The 18,643-nt window shown below is 49.5% G+C and carries 14 protein-coding genes and 1 pseudogene; 8 read left to right on the forward strand and 7 right to left on the reverse strand.

Annotated features, from left to right (window positions below):
* Nucleotides 1-158: 158 nt before the first annotated feature.
* Complete coding sequence (locus ACO6UY_RS21990; protein ID WP_422468299.1) at nt 159-2,645, forward strand: hypothetical protein; 2,487 nt, start codon at nt 159-161, stop codon at nt 2,643-2,645.
* Between the two features lie 39 nt (nt 2,646-2,684).
* Here ACO6UY_RS21990 and ACO6UY_RS21995 read toward each other — a convergent pair whose 3' ends face one another.
* From ACO6UY_RS21995 to ACO6UY_RS22005, 3 genes are all read right to left on the reverse strand, one after another.
* Nucleotides 2,685-3,782, reverse strand: a complete 1,098-nt coding sequence (locus ACO6UY_RS21995; RefSeq protein WP_422448279.1) for a serpin family protein — start codon at nt 3,780-3,782, stop codon at nt 2,685-2,687.
* A 63-nt stretch (nt 3,783-3,845) separates the two neighbouring features.
* Nucleotides 3,846-5,126 (reverse strand): L-methionine/branched-chain amino acid transporter, encoded by a 1,281-nt coding sequence (gene yjeH, locus ACO6UY_RS22000; protein ID WP_422491242.1) that lies wholly within the window; start codon nt 5,124-5,126, stop codon nt 3,846-3,848.
* A gap of 190 nt (nt 5,127-5,316) precedes the next feature.
* Nucleotides 5,317-7,935 carry a hypothetical protein gene (locus ACO6UY_RS22005; RefSeq protein ID WP_422448275.1) on the reverse strand — a complete coding sequence of 873 codons (2,619 nt, stop codon included), beginning with the start codon at nt 7,933-7,935 and terminating at the stop codon, nt 5,317-5,319.
* Nucleotides 7,936-8,276: 341 nt separating this feature from the next.
* Between ACO6UY_RS22005 and fabV the strand changes: the two genes are divergently transcribed.
* On the forward strand, nt 8,277-9,479 hold the full coding sequence (fabV, locus tag ACO6UY_RS22010) for an enoyl-ACP reductase FabV (protein WP_422448273.1): 1,203 nt from the start codon (nt 8,277-8,279) through the stop codon (nt 9,477-9,479).
* Between the two features lie 125 nt (nt 9,480-9,604).
* Here the strand turns inward: fabV and ACO6UY_RS22015 are convergent.
* Nucleotides 9,605-9,787 (reverse strand): annotated as a pseudogene (locus tag ACO6UY_RS22015) (spermidine acetyltransferase); the annotation flags it as partial.
* 344 nt (nt 9,788-10,131) lie between these two features.
* Nucleotides 10,132-11,682: an ankyrin repeat domain-containing protein gene (locus ACO6UY_RS22020; RefSeq protein ID WP_422491243.1), complete on the reverse strand. Its 1,551-nt coding sequence runs from the start codon at nt 11,680-11,682 to the stop codon at nt 10,132-10,134.
* Between the two features lie 135 nt (nt 11,683-11,817).
* Between ACO6UY_RS22020 and ACO6UY_RS22025 the strand changes: the two genes are divergently transcribed.
* The 6 genes from ACO6UY_RS22025 to ACO6UY_RS22050 all read left to right on the forward strand — a co-directional run bounded on the left by ACO6UY_RS22025 (nt 11,818) and on the right by ACO6UY_RS22050 (nt 18,032).
* Nucleotides 11,818-13,029: a thiolase family protein gene (locus ACO6UY_RS22025; protein WP_422491244.1), complete on the forward strand. Its 1,212-nt coding sequence runs from the start codon at nt 11,818-11,820 to the stop codon at nt 13,027-13,029.
* 119 nt (nt 13,030-13,148) lie between these two features.
* Nucleotides 13,149-14,318 carry an acyl-CoA dehydrogenase family protein gene (locus ACO6UY_RS22030; RefSeq protein ID WP_422448267.1) on the forward strand — a complete coding sequence of 390 codons (1,170 nt, stop codon included), beginning with the start codon at nt 13,149-13,151 and terminating at the stop codon, nt 14,316-14,318.
* A gap of 2 nt (nt 14,319-14,320) precedes the next feature.
* Nucleotides 14,321-15,097, forward strand: a complete 777-nt coding sequence (locus ACO6UY_RS22035; RefSeq protein WP_422448265.1) for an enoyl-CoA hydratase — start codon at nt 14,321-14,323, stop codon at nt 15,095-15,097.
* Between the two features lie 29 nt (nt 15,098-15,126).
* Nucleotides 15,127-16,017 (forward strand): 3-hydroxyisobutyrate dehydrogenase, encoded by an 891-nt coding sequence (gene mmsB, locus ACO6UY_RS22040; RefSeq protein WP_422460755.1) that lies wholly within the window; start codon nt 15,127-15,129, stop codon nt 16,015-16,017.
* A 257-nt stretch (nt 16,018-16,274) separates the two neighbouring features.
* Nucleotides 16,275-17,525 carry a NupC/NupG family nucleoside CNT transporter gene (locus ACO6UY_RS22045; protein WP_422448261.1) on the forward strand — a complete coding sequence of 417 codons (1,251 nt, stop codon included), beginning with the start codon at nt 16,275-16,277 and terminating at the stop codon, nt 17,523-17,525.
* A gap of 177 nt (nt 17,526-17,702) precedes the next feature.
* Nucleotides 17,703-18,032 (forward strand): helix-turn-helix domain-containing protein, encoded by a 330-nt coding sequence (locus ACO6UY_RS22050; protein WP_101746298.1) that lies wholly within the window; start codon nt 17,703-17,705, stop codon nt 18,030-18,032.
* An 82-nt stretch (nt 18,033-18,114) separates the two neighbouring features.
* Here ACO6UY_RS22050 and ACO6UY_RS22055 read toward each other — a convergent pair whose 3' ends face one another.
* Together ACO6UY_RS22055 and ACO6UY_RS22060 are read right to left on the reverse strand one after the other, a co-directional pair.
* Nucleotides 18,115-18,387 carry an HU family DNA-binding protein gene (locus ACO6UY_RS22055; protein WP_101746299.1) on the reverse strand — a complete coding sequence of 91 codons (273 nt, stop codon included), beginning with the start codon at nt 18,385-18,387 and terminating at the stop codon, nt 18,115-18,117.
* 23 nt (nt 18,388-18,410) lie between these two features.
* Nucleotides 18,411-18,643 (reverse strand): hypothetical protein (locus ACO6UY_RS22060; RefSeq protein ID WP_422460751.1); only part of this gene is annotated, 233 nt, incomplete at its 5' end.

Genomic DNA, 18,643 nt, shown 5'->3' on the forward strand with positions numbered 1-18,643 from the left:
GTTTGTTAAACCTGTTCACGACAGAAGGCCGGAAACAGCGAAGACAAGAGCAGGAAGCGGCTGCTTTATTTCGTGGTCAGTTATGGGAATTGCTTCAAACTGAACAAGCTCCTCATAGCTTAAAAAAACGCATTATAAAGGACGTAGGAAATGGCGTTTTGCCTTTTCTTAAAAAATCTGAGCGTAAAACGATACTCAGTAGTAAGGACACAATACTCAGCAGCACAAAAGAACGTAAAATTATTCGTGAAGCCGCTGGATTTCTTAAAGCAGAACTCTCCGGGCTGCTGTCTCGCTTGCCCGGGGTGACTTTGGAAGATAGCAGGGAAGTGCTGATAGCCTACTATCGACTTATAATTCTGTCACCGGAATTGTTACCTGAGGGGCATAAAGCTCATGAAGCCATCTGCAAGCTGGAAAAGCACTTTCGTGATACCCGACAATCTGAAGGTTTTACCGAACTGACAAAAACCATCACTTTGTCCGTTTTACATAACCTTCGGAAGAACCTGTCTCCTGAAGGGTATCAACAATTAACCGCACGTGTAGGACATATACTTTCTTATCCCTACTCCCGGCGTGATCGCGCTTTGCAGAATGCGCTGAACCTGATTATTGATAATGAAATGAGTATTCAAGGTCATCCCCGGGAGTTGATTTCCGCTGACGATCTGACATTGCTTAAAGAGAGTTATCAAGGGCTATTATCTGGAACCTCGGGATTATTCAGTATTGAGGAAGATCTGAAAACAGATGTTTCTGCTGTAGTACGCAAAATAAGTCGATTACCCAGTGAATTGAGAACGCTTGATCTGGCCCGGGTTGAAAAAGATTTTCAGCAGTATGAATCCTTACGGAGTACTTTGTCTGCAGAAAACCAGAATCAAAGCCAGGAATTTAAAGAACTTGACGCTCGTTGCAAAGTCTATCGGGGCTTGATAGCACAAGGTCGTGCGGCATTGTTGAAGATTCAGCTGAATCAAGGGCGGCGCTGGGAGTTAAATCTGTTATTACAAGGTATTGAAACGACCGCTGTATGGGGCACCGATTCCGAACACAATGAGCAGATGTTCAAAAAGCTGCTGGATTTGGCTCAGTTAAGAGGACCACAAGTGGATTTAGCCCAGCTGGACTGGATAATAGCGCAGAACAATGAAGCAAACAGTCATCCGAACGTTGCCATTGAAGGGGCTGGGCCAACAGGACTGATGCTGGCTTTTACTCAGTTTCAGGAAGGAGCCAATGTCTCAGTGTTTGAGAAACGGAGCACTGAATATAACCGGGTGCAAGTGGTTCGACTGGACCCTAAATGGATGGATATGCTGAAGTTTTATCTTGGAGAACATTACTACGACATGTTCGGTCAGGATGGAAAAGGCGTTATTCGTACGGATGGTTTTGGCGAAATGGCTGGAGAAATTGCCACTCACCGGTTGGAAGAGGCTCTGAATCATAGACTTGCTGAACTGATGTCACGCAATTACGAACATATTTCCCAGCGTGATGCCCCACAAAAAACCAGGTTGGAGCGGTTAGCTGCTTATGAAATGACGATAGTAGAGGCTAATGAACAAGGCTATACAGTAAAGGCTACATACCACCCTGAGAATGATCCCTCTCCCTTTGCCAACGGCAAGAAAGAGCCGCCTGCTGGTTATCAGAAACCTGAAGCAACGTTAACCCGTCCCGTTGATTTAGTGATTTGCGCGGGGGGTAAAAATAGTCAGATCCGTAAAAAGTATATGGGGAACAGAGCCGTATCGGCTACCCGAAGCTATGGTGTTTGTTCCTGGGAAGGACCGAAAGACCAGCCCCTGCAAAATGATCGGCTGGATACCTTTCCAGATTTTCGTGGGATGGTGGTACTTGATCAACAGTTTCAGCAGTTTTTCCAGGAGCAGATGACATTTCAGATGGAAAGGATTGAGGGGCTGAGTGCAGATGAACGACAACTTCTCAGCCGACAAACCCGTCAGCAGTCAAGTGGTGTTCGCCACTTGAAGGCGTCAACCCTTGGAAGAGCGCTGCAGACCCGGTGTTTTGAAAATAAAAACCTTGTCTACATCGGGATGGAGATACCTGAAGCATTTAATCAATTCTGCCAGAAGGTTCAGAAAAAGTTAGCGGTATTACCGGTACCAGAGTTGGATCAAAACGGCAATAAACGATCAAAAGCCGACCGGAAAGCGTGGCGTGATCAGCGTGCAGCCAAGGTACGCAAAGCACTTTCCAGAGCATGGTTTCAAACAGTGGCGCATAGCTATGGTATTGATCAATCGCTGGGCGTTACGGAGGAAAAGATTAATGACTCATTTGCGACTGTATTCTCTTTACAGCAACATCGGGTCAGGAAAAATGTGGTGGAGAGAAGATCAGACTCCCATCAAGTGATCATTACTGCTGCTGGTGATGCTGCTGCCAGTCCTCACTTTATGACCGCCAGCGGCCTGACTGGAGCCAGAGAGAATGTGCTGCATCTGCAAAACTACACGGGGGAGGAGTGGGGCGGAAAATCCGTATTTCTCGGACATGGGGCGACCATTATGGATATACTTAAGGATAAACAACAAAGTACTGCGGATTTTGTGATCCAGCGAGGGCTGATTTTCCTGATTAAATCGAGATTACAACGGTTATTAGATTAATTAATAACCATTTGGGATTAACTGGTTAACCATCACTCACTATCCCCATGGTTCTTTAATATAGGCGGCACCCAATAACCTTCGTTGATCACCCTGATCCTTAATCATGGCAAAATAAAAGGGGCGATTGATGTACAGCAGATTAGGTCTCCCACCGCCACGAATTTGGAATGAAGCCGCAACATGGGCACCTGCCTCATTGATGCTAAGGTTTGTCCTGTGTTTTCCTGAACCGAGCAACTCAGGGTATTCTGTCTCATAGACATAATCGAATTGATATTTGGGTAAACACAGTGAGACGTTCCCTTGATCAATTTCATCGTCAAATAATGAGTTCAAGCCTGTGGTCAGGATATGGCTGACTTCGTCACTGTGTTCTTGTTGCGCCGCTTTGGGAGGCATTATGAAAACAGCTTTCAACCCGGATTCCTTAACGGGCAAGGCAATAAACTCAAAGTCTGAAATATTTTTATAAGTAACTAAGGTTGTCCCCTTGCCGCTTTTCATCCAGACGATCTCCGGCTGCTTCTGACCGTTCCAGGTCATTTCTGTTTGATATTTCTGGGGTATTGCCATGAAAGGTTGTTTCCACGATACATTTTGAAACAACCAGCTTACTAACAAGAAAGCTGTTTTTGGGTCTTTCAGCGTGCCAGGGTTGAGCAGGTTGGTAATCACTCCGTTTGTATCTTTGGCAATCTGTTCATTGAGCCTTTGAGTGGCGTTATCGTACCCTTGTTGTCTCAGTTCACGACTGCTGGTACAGGGGACGCCCAACTGCTTCAGCGTCATGTCAATGGTTGTGGTTTTAGAGAACAAATGGATTTTCTCCAGTGAACTGTGATCTGCCGGGTTATCAGGTTTATCACTTATGTCATCGGGTTGTAGTAGTCCCAGTAACTCGTTGGCTACCTTTTCTGTTTCAGAAACCAGAAACGGTGAAGCCGCAATATTTCGATCACGAATATTTTTTTTCGCTATCTCCATAAAACGTTTAACATCCGACCCCAGATCGCTCATCTCTTCAAGAGAGTGAAAAAACCTGGAGTACGACGAGTCCGTTAATGGTTGTGCGCTTGCGGATGCAGCGGTGGGTGAGTATTGTGCTGAGGGGGAAAAAGCAGGAGGAAAATTCATTTCATGGACTCCTGAACCAAAAATGAGTTCTCATTATCGCCCTCAGAGCCTAGCTGCTTATTTTCATTTATCCACACTGTAGTGATGATCGATAATACCAGGATCCATACAAGCCGACTTTTGCTTTTGCCTTTGCCACCATAGCAATGGTGAGGCAATCGCCAGCATGCCAGCAGCATACGCCATTTTCCACCCGAGGCCCCAGGCAAGCATAAAGCAGAACAGGCAGCCAAGCAGGTTCATCCAGTGGTATTTAGCAGGCAGCAGTCGGAAAGCTGCCAGCATGGAGGCCAGGTAAATAATAACGAAAACCCCATTGACCCAGGAAACCAGATCTTCCAGATCCTGATCGGTAAAGTGAGTAAAGATCAGAATCGCTGCAATGATGAGTAGTACGGTTGCCAGGGCGCGTTCGGAAACACCGTAACGATTCTGTTTACTGAACCAGGCTGGCAACACTCCTTCCTGGCTGAAACTCAGTGTCAGACGAATCAGACTGGCGATGTAGACATTGACAGTTGCAATACCACCTGCCAGCCCGAGAGTCCCGATGATTGGTGAACCCAGTCCGCCCAACAGCTGATCAAAAACACCCGCCATGGCCAGGGGAGCCGTCACCGGTATGGACAGTATCAACCATGTACAGGCGAGATAAATACAGCCAACGATGGTAACGCCGATCATGATGGCCGGTTTCAGGTCTTTTTCGGGGTTTCGAAAGTCACCTGCCAGATGGGACATGGCTTCCATTCCCAGAAAACTCCAGAAAGCAAGCCCGGCGGCTTTAAGAATCATGCTGCTGCTAACGACAGTTTTCTCCGGGGAGGCGGGTACATCAACTACCCCCCGGGCCACCATCATCAGAATCAGTACCGCCATGATAGAAAAAGTCAGTATCAGCTGAAGGGTGGCAGAAATATGTATGCCCCGAAAATTCAGAGCATAAAGCAAGACCAGGAACGCTAATTGAACGACAATGATTATTGAGCCCGGCACCATAAACAGGGCATCAATAAACTGGTAGGTCATAATGATGGCAGCAGGTGCACCCAGGGGGACAGCGCAAAGAAAAATGATGCCGATGGTTCTTCCGGCGACAGAGCCAAAGGCCTTTTCCACGAAATAGGCCGGTCCGGCTGCATGGGGGAACCGGCTGGCCAGACTGGCAAACACCAATGCCACCGGAATAATGGTCAGGGTAAGCAGGGCCCAGGCCCACAGGGCTCCGTAGCCTGCCAGTTCAATGGTTAACTGGGGAAGAATAAATACGCTGGTGCCTAGCAGGGTAGTGGTGAGCAGCCCTGCTCCCTGCCAGCATCCAATTCCGGAAGTTTGTAACTGCACTGTGATGACTACCTCTGGGATATCACTTGTTATTTGTTTCTATGGCAACGGATTAAGGCATTTACTATAGGCCAGATTGACTTGGGATTCCGTCGAATTATCGGATACCCGGGGGAAATAATACAGTTGGTTTTCAACTAAAGAATGACCAGGGCATGTTCAATGGTGCTGTCCACGTCATGCTGCCAGTTCAATAATATATGGCCGTGTAAAAATAGCTTCGGCTGATAGCATGCCTCTGATTCACTTCATCATTACTCAGCAGTTTATTTCTCCATAAATAACCTCTGACAAGATTGCTTTCCCGATCAGACAGTGGTTCATTTGACTGATATTTACTGAGAAGAGGCTGGATACGACTCACTTCTTCCTTAAGGGCCTTGTGCTCTTTGTTGACAATGTCATGCATTGGCAGAGTGAGAAACCCGATAGCGGATTCCTTTGTGGTTGGGTCACGCCACGATTCCCAATCATCGACTATCCGCCCTGCATAGAATAATGCCTGACTGTGTTCCTGAATCAGGAATATTCGCTGCATCAGAGCGTTTTTAACGTTCAGATCGAAGCAGGCTGGTAGTGAGTCACACAACACTTCTACATCAAGCTTCTGTAAACGATCATAAGACTTGCGGGTCATCAGCCGCGGAAAACCGACGCGGCATCCTTTACGGTATCTAGCGTTTATACTGTCAGCGGATGGCGCAATGATGTCTCTGAACGGGTAAAGACAGGTATCGTTATCAATGCCGGTGACCCGGCCAGTTTCGTAGTCTATGAAATAATTTCCATCGTGTCGGTCTGGTTGGGCACAAATGGCATCCAACAGCTCAAGGTCAGCCAGGCCGCTGAATATTTTGTTCCTGATTTCCCGGTTGCCCTCCTTATCCAGCAGTTCGTGATGGGCCAGCTTTTTCTTTTGTTTAGGAGCAGCGCTGGCACGTACACTGGTCCTGGCTGATACGCCTGAAGCCAGTTCCATCTCCAGTCCAATCTGGTGGTTATGTTCGCAAAATGACATATCGGGCATCACGTTCATGCCCAGCAGGCGGGCAATCTCGCCGGTGGCCAGATTTCTGGCCGTAAGATTGGGATGATACCTGTCGTGGTACAACTGTGGAGAGATGATTTTTCTCCAGCTTGAGATGTCAACGGCCTGTTCAGGTTTGAACACCCGCTTTACTGTGTCATTTCCGGTTTTATAGGATAACAGGTACACCGTATTCTCCTTCCCACTACCCAGCTTCCGGGGAGGATTGTCAGGATCCAGAAGTCGGTCAGTCCATCGGCCGGGAAGGGTGAGTTCATCGTTCAGATCATAGCCAACCCGCTTGAACTCCATTGCCGCCTGCCAGCTGATTTTTCCGGCAATAGATGTTAATGCCGGTGAGTCTAATACCTGAAACAGCAGCAGTTGATCATTTCTGAGATCGGTGATTTTATGCCTTAAAATCATGAGTTTTAACTGTTCCGGATGATGAAGGTGCTGATCGATTATTTTGCTTATTTCATTCTGGATTGCTCTATTACTGGTTAGAATCTGCTTCGCTTGCTGTTCTGCCGCTGTCTGTTCAGTGGGTATTTCCCGGGTTAACTGCTGCTCATAGTTACTGATCATCTCGTCAGCCAGAAGCTCTCCGGCATCTGTATTCATCTTTTCAGATAATGGTCTGGATACTTGCTTATGTTCAGACAAACAGCGCAGTTGTTTCTGGGTAACAGCGGGTTGATTGAAGCGTTCCGTGACCCGTTCCTGAATAGCCTGTTTCCTTACGGCCAGCTGCGTTGGTGTTAACTGACCAGGGTTGACTGACTGGTTATAGGCTGACAGTTGTTCACGGGCATGGATGATCTCCCGCCTGATGCAATCAGGTTTTACCAGTTCCAGTTCGCCACGCTTGTGCAGGTTTCTGATGTGGCTATGAAGCAGGGCAAGATCTTTGGGAACCCCTCTGGCTATATCAGCCTCTGCCTGGTGCCACTCTTTTTTTACCAGGGCCTCCAGGCGGTTCGCATAATACTTGCTTTGTGGTTCGTCTCTGCGTTGTGCGATGATGGTTACACCCTGACCAAATGGGTTGGCCAATACCCTGGTATCCAGACCGGGAAATAACTCTGCCGAACCAATCCTGGGGTCCAGGGTCGATGGATATTCAAGAACTGCAGCAGGTCTTTTTCCCTGATAGACACTGAGCACCTGCTGCTCTGGGGATTGCAGTTCGGACCGATCAAGCCATTGGTAATGGCAGCGTTTCGAAACCGGGTGCCTTGTCTGCTCTGCAATGATTGATTTATAAGCCTGGCTGGGTTTCACCACCGCTACGATTGGCAGCAGGGGATTAAGCCCGGGCGTTTGCCCCTTAACCCGGGGACAAGCCTTACCTTCTTGAATTAATACGACATCAACCCACTGTTGATCCTCTTTGCTCAGGAATTGATCGAGCCAGGCAGTATCATTCAATGCATCGGGATCGACCTCTACCCATGGTGGCAGGGGCTTGAGGCAGGCACCCTTAAATGCATTACTGAGTCTTAACGTGACAACGGTTTGATCTATGTGCTTGCTTACCGCTGTATTGGGTGCGTCAGAGAAACCTGCAGAGGTTAACGGTTCGGGCCTTGTCTCCGGTTTTGTCAGACAGTTATCAGTGACCACTTGAGCGATAGTGCGTTGTTCAAGGCTGGTAAAGCAGGCACCAGGTTCAGAGACCATAGAGCTGAGTGTTTGCGGCGCAACCGGAGGTGCCTTGGCAAAGTCTTTTTTAACCTCGACCGGGGGTTGGTTCTCTGAAGGGTAACCTGGAGGTATCACAGGAGTCTCCATAACCTATGACTGACAATCCACCTATCGGCTGTTAACCTGGATATTTCATAAAGGCAGTAAAAGGTACTTTAGTATTATTTCCGACGCCACACAGGACGTTATTCCTTTTTACTGAAGATCTTGCTGTATCGGCATTATCAATAACCGCTCACCTCGCCTGCTCTTTACAAATTCTAACAAACCGATCCATAACGCTACCGACTTATACGCGCCATCTCTTTCCCGGGCTGTGGCTTTTGGATAAGCTACCGGGTTATTCATACAGACGGGCTCATGACTGGTACTAAGCCCCTGGTTTTCGAACCGGATTTCACTTGTTGGGGACAACGATGATCATTAAACCAAGGATTCGTGGATTTATCTGCACAACCACTCACCCGGTAGGTTGTGAAGCCAATGTGAAGGAGCAGATTGCTTACACCCGGTCATTGGGTCCCGTAGCCAATGGCCCCAAAAAAGTACTGGTGATCGGTGCTTCCAGTGGTTATGGACTGGCTTCTCGTATCACCGCAGCTTTTGGTTCCGGTGCGGCCACCATTGGTGTGTTCTTTGAAAAGCCGGCCACCGAAAACAAGCCGGGAACCGCGGGCTGGCACAATTCTGCGGCCTTCGATCAGCTGGCCCACGAAGCTGGCCTCTATGCCAAAAGCCTGAATGGCGATGCCTTCAGCCACGCAGCCAAAGAAAAGACCATTGAGTTGATCAGACAGGATCTTGGCCAGGTGGATATGGTGGTTTACTCGCTGGCATCACCCGTGCGAAAACTGCCGGATACTGGCGAGGTGATTCGCTCGGTACTGAAGCCGATGGGTGAGCCATATCGCGCTACCGCAGTGGATACCAACAAAGATGCATTGTTTGAAGCGACGGTGGAACCGGCCACTGACGCAGAGGTGGAAGCAACGGTTACGGTCATGGGGGGGCAGGACTGGGCACTGTGGATGAACGCGCTGTCTGCTGCGGGCGTTCTGGCAGAAGGCTGCAAGACAGTGGCCTACAGCTATATTGGTACGGAACTGACCTGGCCGATCTATTGGGATGGTGCCCTGGGTGAAGCCAAGAAAGATCTGGACCGTACAGCCCATGCCATCAACGATTCGATGAAATCAATCCATGGTTCAGCCAATATCGCGGTACTGAAGAGTGTGGTCACTCAGGCCAGTTCGGCGATTCCTGTTATGCCGCTCTATATCTCCATGGTTTTCAAGAAAATGCGGGAAGAGGGCGTACACGAAGGGTGTATCGAACAAATCAACCGTATGTTCCGTGAGCGTCTTTACCGTAGTGATGGTGCGGCTGCGGCAGTGGATGACAGCAACCGTCTTCGCCTTGATGACCTGGAGCTGAGAGAAGATATTCAGAAGCACTGCCAGGATATCTGGCCACAGCTGACCAATGACAATCTGGCGGAGCTGACCGATTATACCCTCTATAAAGAAGAGTTTCTGAAGTTGTTTGGTTTCGGTGTTGAGGGTGTGGATTATGATGCTGATGTGAATCCCCAGGTGCCTTTTGAGGTAATTGATATCTGACAGGTCGATCAGCAAGGCAGGGATGCCGCTGCTTGAGAATACGGGATATCAAAGTTATATGGGGTTGTCCGTCAAGGGGGCCAACTGCTTCAGACTACGCCGGAAAGCTCCGGCGTGGCCGTAAGCTCAGCAACAAAACGGCGTTCGGTATTGTCATGGATATGCTTGCCATAAAGATCTTCCAGTTCATCGAAAGACTCATAGGGCTCTTCAAACCAGTAGGACATAATACTGCGGTTATTATTAAGAGAGTGCACAAACCGCAGGTCTTTCTTTTCCAGTGCTCTCAGTCGGATACTGCTTTTCATCCGGTAATTCCGTCAGTCAGAGATTGACTCTGTATATCAATAAGACTTCTAAGTAGTTGGCCAAATGGAATCGTATATTTCTGGCTAAGTGGGCAGTTGCTATGCAAGGCGCAACGTAGGGAGCATAGCCGTAGCTATGTGACCGGAGTTGCAACGCCGCAGAGTGACTGACAACTTAGTCAGAAATATATGATTTCATTTGGTTAACTACTTACAGTCTGCCCCCTGTATTAGAGTGCAGAAGTTTCGGTATTCTACGTGAATGTAGGGGTAAGTGGCTATCTGGTTCTCGCCCGACAACACAACCAATCAAAAGTGTTGGAATTTTATTGAATAAACATGGCTCACTGTAGAAGGCAGAACGACTGATTATTTATTGCCCCATTTTCAGTAAGGAGTTTTTTGCAAGTAGTGTGGCCATACCTGGTAGCAAAGCTCAAAGCTGTCGAGCCTGTGTCAGTCTGCTCATTGATCTGGATATCCGAAACGTTCAATAACGCCTTGACGATCTTTGTGCGGCCATAGCGGGCAGCCAGGTGAAGAGCTGTCCAGTTATATTTTTCCCTCTCATTGACCTTGATGCCCTCAGCGAACAGTAAAGCAATGACGGTTTTTGTGCTGGCGTATTTGGCAGCTAAGTGGAGGGCCGTCCAGTTAGCCTTAGTCTTCTCATTGACCTTGATGCCTTCAGCGGACAGTAAAGCAATGACGGTTTTTGCGCTGGCGTATCTGGCAGCTAAGTGGAGGACTGTCCAGCCTGCGTTAGTCTTCTCATTGACCTTGATGCCGCCAGCGCCCAGTAACGCCATGACGGTTTCTGTACTGGCGTATCTAACGGCTAAGTGGAGAGCCGTCCAGCCGAATTTACCAGCGATATTGATATTCACTCTACCGGTTTTAATGAGCTTTTTAAGGCATTTGGTGCGGCTCTTGGCAGCGGCAATATGCAGTGGGGTTCTGCCTTTCTTATCGGTGGCATTGACGTATCTCAAGAAGATCGGGTTATCGATACATTCTAAAGAACCTTTTCTGACAGCAGTGTGCAGCAGGGTCGTAATATCCGCTCCTTGTTCGACCAGAATGTTCTGGCTCTCGATATTTTCTGCCAGGACCGCACTGTACAAGGCATCATCAAGGTCCTTCGCTCCCGCCTTGATCAGGATTTCAAGGCACTGCGTCTGCCCCTGTATGGCGGCTTCGCGCAGAGCTTTATCAAGAGCAAGTTGGCCGGGTTGAGTGCTGCTCAGGTATTTAAGGAGGTCAGTATTGCCCTCCCAGACAGCGGTGCGCAGTAAGTTAATGATATTCGCCCCGGCCCGGGTCAGCATTTGCAAGTAATCGGTGCGGCGCTGCCGGGCTGCAATGTTCAGGGGTGTCACACCATTGTGATTGGCGGCATTGACATCAGCATGGCTGTCGATCAGGGCTCGAACGCAATCAGTATGGCCGTAATTGATGGCAACAGTTAACGGGTGTTCAGGATGACCGGTGAGCGCCGAACGGTAAGTCCGTTTTGCCAAAGCCTCGTCTTCGCGCAGCAGCATTTTCAGGTTGCCGAGATTCCCGGTACGGCAGGCATTAAGCATCATGGATTCACAATAATGTGATTCGTCGTCAAGGACGCTTTCCCCGTCCAGACGAATCAATGGCAGCGCCGGTTGCAGGCATTGAGTGCATTGGCGTTGGTCAAGATTTATTGCGGCCTGCTGTTCACTCTCAACCCATTGGGTGAAGCATTTCAGGTGGAAAACGTGGGATGCCGGGCAAGAGGTTTTGACCAGTGAATTTCCACCAGGTTGTCCTCTGATATACCCGTTATGGTTACAGATAGGACAAAGAAATGGGAAATCTGCCGCGTTGCTCCTGACAGCATTCATTGCTTTGGCCTGCTTCATGACTCAAGACTATGAGTAGGACAAGAATCAGTTGGAAAAATTCCATAATCGTTTTCTTTTACCAATAAAGCTATTATGCACAGAGACAGTTGCAAGAAAAACACAGGACACTGTCCTGCAAATCAGAAAGAATAAATGACAGAAAAAGCGAGTTTCACTATGTCTTCTGCACCTAACCCGTCACAGGAAAACATTGTTATTGTTTCCGCTGCCCGTACCCCAATGGGTGGATTTCAAGGTAACCTGTCGTCTATGACAGCGGTTGACCTGGGTACTATTGCGATCCAGTCAGCACTGGAGCGGGCAGGTGTTGCTCCAGAGGATGTATCAGAAGTACTGATGGGCTGTGTATTGCCAGCAGGTACCGGCCAGGGGCCTGCCCGTCAGTCGGCGCTGCATGCCGGTATTCCCGACCATGTCCCAGCCACGACAGTGAACAAAATCTGCGGTTCCGGTATGAAAACGGTGATGCTGGGAGCAACCCAGCTGAAAACCGGTGAAGCCGATCTGGTGGTGGCTGGTGGTATGGAAAGTATGACCAATGCCCCTTACCTGCTGGATAAAGCCAGGGGAGGGATGCGACTGGGTCACGGCCAGGTCAAGGATCATATGTTCACCGATGGTCTGGAGGATGCTTACCAGGGCGTGGCCATGGGGGTCTTTGCCCAGGCAACCGCTGATCGCTTTGGCCTGGGCCGCGAGGCTATGGACGACTATGCCCTTGCATCTCTGGAACGGGCCAGCAAAGCGAACAGTTCTGGTGCGTTTGCTGAAGAAATTGTGCCGGTTGAAACCCGTAAAGGGCTGGTTGATATTGATGAGCAGCCGGGCAAGGCCAGGCCGGAGAAAATCCGTCAGTTACGTCCGGCCTTTAGCAAAGACGGCACGGTGACAGCGGCAAACTCCAGCTCTATTTCCGATGGTGCAGCGGCGCTCGTGTTAATGCGTGAAAGTGATGCAGCAGCACAGGGCTTACAACCTCTGGCAAGAATTATTGGCTACCAAAGCCATGCTCAGAAGCCTGAAGAATTTACCATTGCTCCGGTAGACTGCATCCGTAAGCTACTGGAAAAAATTAACTGGCAGGCCAGCGAGGTAGACCTGTTTGAAGTGAATGAGGCGTTTGCTGTAGTGGCCATGATGGCCATCCGTGAACTGCGCCTGGATCATGATAAGGTCAACATTCATGGTGGTGCCTGTGCACTTGGTCATCCCCTGGGTGCCAGCGGTACCCGCATTCTGGTAACGCTGTTGCATGCCCTGAAAAAGACCGGCGGCACCAAAGGTATTGCTTCACTCTGCATTGGTGGAGGAGAAGCTACCGCTATTGCTGTTGAGATGTTATAAAAAACACTGATCGATACCTTTCATGTGCACCAACCTGGCGAGCATGCACTAACCACTAATAAAAATGCCGCATGCCCCAGGCCTCACAAATAACAAAAAACAAGAGGCGGCATTTTTATATGGATTATCACCTTTCTGAACAGCAGGTCGCTTTTCGTGATCTGGCCCGGCAATTTGCCGATGCCGAATTGGCCCCCCATGCAGCACAGTGGGATCTTGATTGTCATTTCCCGGTTGATGTAATCAGGGCAGCGGGAGACCTTGGGTTCTGTGCCCTGTATACCCATGAGTCCATGGGTGGGCTGGGCCTGTCCAGGCTGGACTCCCATATTGTTTTTGAGCAGCTGGCCATGGGGTGTACGGCTACCACCGCCTATATCACCATTCATAATATGGTTACCTGGATGATCAGTGAGTTTGCTACGGATCGGGTAAAGTCAGATTGGGGGGAAGGGCTGGTCAGTGGCAGCAAGCTGTCGTCCTATTGCCTTACCGAGCCCGGATCGGGCAGTGATGCCGCATCGTTGACAACCAGCGCCGGGCGGGATGGCGATGAGTATGTGCTCAATGGCTCGAAAATGTTTATTTCCGGGGCTGGCAGTACCGATCTGCTGCTGGTGATGGCAAGAACCGGCGAAGACGGTCCGAAAGGCATTTCCGCCTTTGCCGTTCCCGCCAATCTGGCAGGTATCCAGTACGGCAAGAAGGAGGAAAAGATGGGTTGGAATGCCCAGCCAACCCGACTGATTTCATTTGACAATGTTCGTATACCTGCAGACTACCTGTTGGGCAAGGAAGGTCAGGGCTTCTCTTTTGCGATGAAAGGTCTGGATGGTGGTCGAATCAATATCGCCACCTGCTCCATAGGTACAGCTCAGCAGGCACTGAACACGGCTCGGGCCTATATGAAAGAGCGGAAGCAGTTTGGTCGTGAACTGGCCGGTTTCCAGGCCTTGCAGTTCAAGCTGGCGGATATGAATACCGAGCTGGTGGCTGCCCGCCAGATGGTTCGACTGGCAGCCTTCAAACTGGATAATCAGGATCCGGAAGCAACCGCATACTGTGCCATGGCTAAACGTTTTGCTACGGATATCGGGTTTAGGGTCTGTAACGAGGCCCTGCAGATTCATGGCGGTTATGGTTATATCAGGGAGTATCCTCTGGAGCGACATGTGCGGGATACCCGGGTCCACCAGATTCTGGAGGGAACCAATGAAATTATGCGCTTGATTGTCGCCCGTCGTTTACTTTCCGAGAGCATTTCTGATACCGGTATGGAGTTACAGTGATTATGTCTGAAAAGTTACGTCTCACCTGTGAAGAACGTACCGCCATTCTCACCCTGGACAATCCTCCGGCCAATACCTGGACGCCAGAAAGCCTTGATGAGCTGGAGCAGATTATTCACCAGTTGAACCGTGAGCCTGATGTGATTGCCCTGGTGATCACCTCGGCTTCGGAGAAGTTCTTCAGTGCAGGCGCTGATTTAAAGCGCTTTGATAACCTGACCCCGGAGGAAGCTCGCCCATTTGCACAAAGCTTTGGCAGGGCTTTTGAAGCCCTCAGTAACTTTTCGGGGCTCAGCATTGCGGCCATCAACGGTTATGCCATGGGTGGTGGGCTGGAAGTGGCGCTGGCCTGTGACCTGCGCATCGCTGAACAGGGTGCCATTATGGCCCTGCCTGAAGCGTCGGTGGGGTTATTACCCTGTGCCGGCGGAACTCAGAACCTTACCCTGCTGGTGGGCGAAGCCTGGGCCAAGCGCATGATTCTCTGCGGCGAGAAAGTGACCGCAGAAAAAGCATTGGCAATTGGACTGATAGAGGAAATGGTGGACAGTGGTAAGAGTCTTGAACGGGCGAAAGCGCTTGCGGCCAATGCCGGAAACCAGAGTCCGGATGCCTTGAGGGCCTGTAAAAAGCTGATCCAGATGGGGCGTTCCGGATTTTCCAGAGATGTCTTGCCAGAGGAAAGGGAGCAGTTCCTGACGTTGTTCAATGGCAGGAACCAGCAGGAAGGCGTCAGTGCGTTTCTTGAGAAGCGCAAACCTGAGTGGCATTACGACTAATCCGACTATTTTGAATAAGGATGATATTAATGACAAAAATTGCATTTATCGGCCTTGGCAATATGGGTGGTCCCATGGCTCAGAACCTGGTGAAAGCCGGGCATGATGTCTGTGGTTATGATCTGGTTCCTGAGGCGCTTGATCAATTGGAACAAGCCGGAGGCTCAAAGGCCGAATCCGTGACTGAGGCTGCACAGGGTGCCAGTGTGGTGATCAGTATGTTACCGGCTGGCAAACAGGTCGAATCACTCTACCTGGGAGATGATGGACTCTTCCAAACGATAGGCAACCGTTGTCTGGTGATTGATTGCAGCACCATAGAAGCTGAAGTTGCCAGAAAAGTCGGGCAGCAGGCAAAAGAGCAGGGTATCGACTTTGTTGATGCACCGGTGTCCGGTGGTACCGCCGGAGCTGCTGCTGGAACACTGACGTTTATGGTGGGTGGCAGTGCCGAGACCGTAGAGCAGGCCCGGCCCTATCTTGAGATAATGGGGCAGACTGTTTTTCACGCTGGCGAGACGGGTGCGGGGCAGCTGGCCAAGATCTGCAACAATATGCTGCTGGCTATTGTTATGACAGGCACATCGGAAGCTCTTAAACTGGGTATCGACAATGGCCTTGATCCGGCAGTACTGTCAGAAATCATGAAGAACAGTTCAGGTGGGAACTGGGTACTGGACAAGTACAACCCGGTGCCGGGCGTCATGCCCCAGACTCCGGCCAGTCATGGTTACCAGGGCGGTTTTATGGTGGCACTGATGGCCAAGGATCTTGGTTTGGCTCTGAATACGGCTGCCAGCAGCCATACCGCAACGCCCATGGCATCACTGGCTGACAATCTGTATAAAATGCATGCAATTCGCTCCGGCAATCACCAGGACTTTTCAAGCATTATTCAGCTGTATGAGTCAGCAGATTAGACGATTATTGGCTACTATTTCTTTGAATGCATGATCAATTTTATTATTTAATAGATAGATGCCGATTATCGTTCAGTTTATTTTTCTTCTGTTGATATGACTCAATGTTTTGCTTAGAAGCTGTTCTAATTTTGAACAGTTGTGTCAGATAATGGTTCTGTTTTTGTAAATCAGGTTATACAATCCCCCGGATTTATCTGAAGTTCTCGCCGGGTAACCGGTCGGCACCGATCATCCATCTGAGGTCACCTTTTCCCATGCAAATACTTATGAGTCTGGTGGGCATTGCCAGCCTTCTGGCACTTGCCTTTTTACTGTCCGATAACCGAAAAGCGATCAACCTGCGAACTGTGGGTGGTGCCTTTGCCATTCAGGCCGGACTGGGAGCGTTGGTTCTTTATGTTCCCCTGGGTCAGGAAATTCTTGGTGGTGTCTCCAACGCGGTAAGTAATGTGATCAGCTACGCCAATCAGGGTATCGGCTTCCTGTTTGGTGACCTGGGTAACTTCAAGGTCGGCTTTATTTTTGCCATCAACGTACTGCCGATTATCATTTTCTTCTCCTCTCTGGTTGCTGTTCTTTACTATCTGGGTGTTATGCAGAAGGTGGTTACCTTCCTGGGTGGTGCGTTACAGAAAGTACTGGGTACCAGTCGTACAGAGTCTCTGTCGGCAACGGCAAATATTTTCGTTGGCCAGACAGAAGCTCCTCTTGTGGTAAGACCCTATATTGGTCGTATGACTAATTCTGAGCTTTTTGCCATCATGGTGGGTGGTCTGGCTTCTGTTGCAGGCTCTGTTCTGGCCGGTTATGCAGGCATGGGTGTCGAGCTTAGGTACCTGATTGCAGCAAGCTTCATGGCGGCACCTGGTGGTTTGCTGATGGCCAAGATGATTAAGCCGGAAACCGATACTCCGGATAATTCTGAGCTGGCTGATGACGAAGGTGACAATGAAAAGCCTGCCAACGTAATAGACGCCGCCGCTTCTGGTGCTTCTTCCGGTATGAAGCTGGCCGCAAACGTTGGTGCCATGCTGCTCGCTTTCATTGCCCTGATCGCCATGGTTAACGGTATCATGGGCTGGATTGGTGGCTTCTTTGACTACCCTGACCTGAGCCTCGAAATCATTCTCGGCTATCTGTTCAGTCCGCTGGCCTTCCTGATTGGTGTGCCAATGAATGAAATCGTGACAGCGGGCAGTTTCATTGGCCAGAAGCTGGTGGTGAACGAATTCGTTGCTTACATGGATTTTGTTAATTACCTGAACCCTGAAGCGGCTGCGGCGGCTGGTGTTGAAGTGCTGTCACAGCGTACGCAGATCATCATCACCTTTGCACTGTGTGGTTTTGCCAACCTGTCTTCTATTGCCATTCTCCTGGGTGGTCTGGGCGTTATGGCACCACACCGTCGTCAGGATATTGCCCGCATGGGTATCAAGGCAGTGGCTGCTGGTACTCTGTCTAATCTTATGAGTGCAACCATCGCTGGTCTGATGTTGTCTCTGTAATGTTTTTTGGGCCACGGTCTGACCGTGGCCTGCTTTCCTTCCTGTATTTTCCCTTCATCAGCTGAATCTAACGCTTTTCAGGAAATGGCCGAATGACATAGTGAAATAACTATGTCGGGGTATCTGTGTGTATTGCTGGCATGGATATCTTTCTGAACCTGTCGTGAGTGTGCAAGGATGAACCTGACAACAAGGATTTTATGCTCCCGTAAAGACAAGAAATTTTCGCAGCAGGCCCTGGCGGATTTGATTGGTGTATCCAGAAGTGCACTGGCCCAATGGGAAACCAGTATGAGCAGTCCCAGTCTCGAGAATCTGCGAAAAATGGCTGAAATTCTTGAGGTGTCTTTCGAGTGGCTGGCCACCGGGCGTGGAAACCAGTACCTGGTCAGCTCTGATGAGGTAATCAGTGACTCGGAAGTGGATGGGGAGATTATCGGTCAATTACATCGAATGAACCTGATGAAGAAAAGAGCCATTCTGAATGTGATGAGAGCCATGGCATAAAGTAACAAAATACGCTCAGACAAAAGCGCCTTACCGGCGCTTTTTCGCTTTTTGCAGAACAGTTTCAGAATGCAGTGGGCGTCTATTTGATCATTTCTCGGAACTTGTTGCCCGGCTTGAACTGAGGCAGCTTGCAGGCGGGGATATGAATTTCTTCACCGGTTTGTGGATTGCGCCCCTTCCTGGCCGCCCGATCTGCTACCGAAAATGTGCCAAAACCAATAAGTTGAACGATGTCGCCGCTTGCCAGTGTCTCCTGTGTGTTGCTGATAAAGGCATTGACAACCAGCTCGGCCTTGCTTCGGGACAGGTTAGCTTGTTCAGCGACTTGCTCAACCAGTTCTTTCTTGTTCATATCCAGTCTCAGGGAATTACCAGTTATGTGGAAAGAAAATACCAGAAGATGGGTGATCCGCCTCTGGCTTCGCTTGGCTCAGGGAAAAACCTGGGCAGGTGGTGAAACACAATCAGCCTGACGTGTATCTCTTGCTGGAAAAACAGATGATGGGAGAAAACCTTGTAGGAGCCTGTCGGACTTAAGACTGTCCTACTGCGGTTGCGATAAATTGGTCTAAAAATTCCTGCTTCTTCGTCAAATAGCCCCGCTATTC

The organism is Endozoicomonas sp. ALE010 (assembly GCF_049310165.1).
Lineage (GTDB): Bacteria > Pseudomonadota > Gammaproteobacteria > Pseudomonadales > Endozoicomonadaceae > Endozoicomonas.